Below are 3,249 nucleotides of genomic sequence, written 5' to 3'. Positions count from 1 at the left end.
ACTGTACGGAATTTTTAAATTGAACCTTTCAGAAATCAATGACATTATCTTAACAATTTTAATAGAATCTCCACCAAGATTCATAAAACTATCTTTAACACTTATAGGGCTAATATTTAATACTTCTTCCCATATCATTGATACATTTTTTTCCATCTCTGTTCTTGGTAAAACAATATTATCTTTTGATTTTGTCTCTGGTTTTTGTAGCTTCTTCTTATCAACTTTCCCATTAATATTGACTGGTATAGATGATATTCTCTCATAATACTGAGGTACCATATACTCTGGTAAACTTAATGATAAAAATTTACTCATTTCCTCACTTTCAAAATCTTCATTAGAGACTATATAAGCACACAAGTATTTCTGGCCATCATCATTTTCCCAGTCAACTACAGTACAATTACTTACCTTTTCGTATTTCATAAGTTGGTTTTCTATTTCTCCCAACTCAATTCTATGCCCACCTATTTTTACCTGATAATCCTTTCTTCCTAAGAATATGATGTTCCCATCTCTATTCATGACACCATAATCACCAGTCTTATATAATCTTCCATATTTAGAATGATTTATGAATGCAGATTTTGTTTTTTCTTCATCTCTATAATATTCTCTTGCCAGTCCTTTGCCGCCTATATATAATTCCCCCGCAACTCCAACTGGACAATCTTCAAGATCATAATTCAGCACATAATATTCTTGATTTGCTAATGGTTTACCATATGGAATGCTTTTCCATGAAGCATCTACTTTATCAATTGGATAATAGATTGACCATATTGATGCTTCTGTAGCTCCACCAAGACTTATTACCTCAGCGTTTTCATACTGCTCTTTAATCTTTTCTGGTAAACTGACTGGTATCCAATCTCCACTTAATAATACCAATCGTAAACTACTTTCTTCTAATTTTACATCTATAATATCATCCGAATCTATTTCTAAATCCTTGTTTTGTATCTCATTATTACTAACTAACATATCCATTACTGCTGGAACAGAATTCCAAATGGTTATCCCTTCTTGCTCAATAATCTCAGACACATAATGCATATCATGAATATCCGGTATTTCCACTAATGTTGCTCCAGTTGTTAAACTTCCAAAAATATCATATACCGATAAATCAAAACACATTGAAGATAAGCCTATTATCTTGTCTTCTTTATCTACACTAAACTTCCTATTAATATCTATAACAGTATTCATTGCAGCTTCATGAGTTATAGCTACCCCTTTAGGTTTTCCTGTGCTTCCTGATGTATATATAATATATGCTAGTTCACTAGGATCATATTCTATTTGAGGATTAGCTGAGGAATAATTAGAAATACTGTTTCTTTCATAAAAATCTTTATCAATATATAGACTACTTCCGCTATTTTTCAAAATATATTTTTGTCTTTCTAACGGATGGTCCGGATCAATTGCAACATAAGCTGCTCCCGATTTCAATATTCCGAGGATATTTATTATCGTTTCCTTTTTTCGTTCTCCTAAAACTGCTACTACATCCCCTTGCTGTATTCCTTTTTCAAGCAAAAAATTACATATTTGAGCAGATTTTTCATCTAATTCTTTACAAGTAATGCCTCCGTTTTTATCCTTAACTATTACCTTATCAGGATATTTTTCTACAATTTTACTAAATTCATCTTGTACTGTAGTAGATGGAATATCTTCCTCAGTTTCATTATATGATTTTACCAAACTATTATCACGATCACTTAAGCTTGGGTATACAACATTTTCTCCCGCTAGGCTTTCTATCAAGGAAATATATTGATTGAACATTTGATTTATCATAGATTCATCAAACAGCTCTTCCACATAGTCCCATGTAACTGATAACCCTTCTTTGGTTTCCATAACCTGATAATCTAGATAAACTTGTGATGTCTGACTTACGCCCATCTTTATTTCACCTAGATCATTTATTGTAGAATTATCTTCTTCATCCATTGAAAACAGTAAACTTGTAAATACTACTGGCATTATGGCCTGATTCTGCAAACCTTTTTTCTTTTTAATTTCTCGTATAACATTAATTCCATCGTAATGTCTATGTTCTAATGCTTCAAGCATATTTTTTTGACTCTTTTTTGCGAAATCCCAAAAGTTTGTTACATTTTTTACATCACTATCAACTAATATAACTGATGTAAAATCTCCAATTATATTATTAACATTTTCATTAAATGGATACCTTGTAAATACAGTTACATTTACTGTTAGCTCTGGTTGATTACTCCAATATCCCAATATATATGCATAAGCAGAATACAATAAAGAAGATACTGTTATTCCTTCGCTTCTTGATATAGATTTAATTCTAGTCCATAATTCATTGCCAACAACAGATTCACATCTCTTAAAATAAGGTTTGATTATCTCATTAATACTTCCTTTTAATGGCAATCCCGGCGAAGAAGGTAATGAAAGAATCTTGTTTTCCCAATATTTTTTATCATCTGAATAGGTTTCACTGTTCTTGAAATCTTCCAATGCTTCTACGTAATCCTTATAGTTGAATAGATTGGTTGATGTTTTAATATCATTATCTAACAAACCCTTAACCAATATTCTCATACTACTTCCATCAGCAATCAGTAAATCTATACCAATAAATAGATAATATTCAGACTCGCTAATTTTAAATGCTTTAAACTCAAAAAGAGGCCATTCACTAACATCAAATACATGATGCGACATTCTCTTTCTTTCATTAATTATCTCCTTATTAACATCTTTAATATCTAAACTAGTAAGATCTGTAGTTTTGATTTTATAATAAGGTACATTTTTTAGCATCTGTTGCTTGCCTTTATCATTTATAATTGTTCTTAACATAGGCTGTTTTTGAATCAATCTATTTAAATTAATTTCAAGCGTTTTTATATCTAATTTTGTTAAAATTTCATAATATCCATGCGTAGATACTCCACCTAATGCAAATTTTTCATCTCTGCCTAATAAGTATGCCATCTGAACATCAGTTAGTGGAAACTCTTCATATTCGTTGTCTGAATTATGCTCATAATATTTATAAATTCTTTGTTCAGCAGATTCGGTTTTCTCAGACTTCTCAGATTTTTTTATAATGAATTTAGTTAATTCTTCAATCGTATCATACTTTAAAAAATCTCTGTACGGAATTTTTAAATTGAACCTTTCAGAAATCAATGACATTATCTTAACAATTTTAATAGAATCTCCACCAAGATTCATAAAACTATCTTTAAC

The 3,249-nt window shown here is 30.3% G+C and carries 1 protein-coding gene; it reads right to left on the bottom strand.

Annotation, left to right across the window (positions count from 1 at the left end):
- On the bottom strand, positions 1-3,234 hold a 3,234-nt coding region (locus tag HMPREF1630_RS01635), incomplete at its 3' end, for a non-ribosomal peptide synthetase (protein WP_231549497.1).
- Between the last annotated feature and the right edge of the window lie 15 nt (positions 3,235-3,249).

The organism is Anaerococcus lactolyticus S7-1-13 (assembly GCF_000758765.1).
Classification (GTDB): Bacteria; Bacillota; Clostridia; order Tissierellales; family Peptoniphilaceae; genus Anaerococcus; species Anaerococcus lactolyticus.
This window is presented reverse-complemented; position numbering and strand designations above follow the sequence as displayed.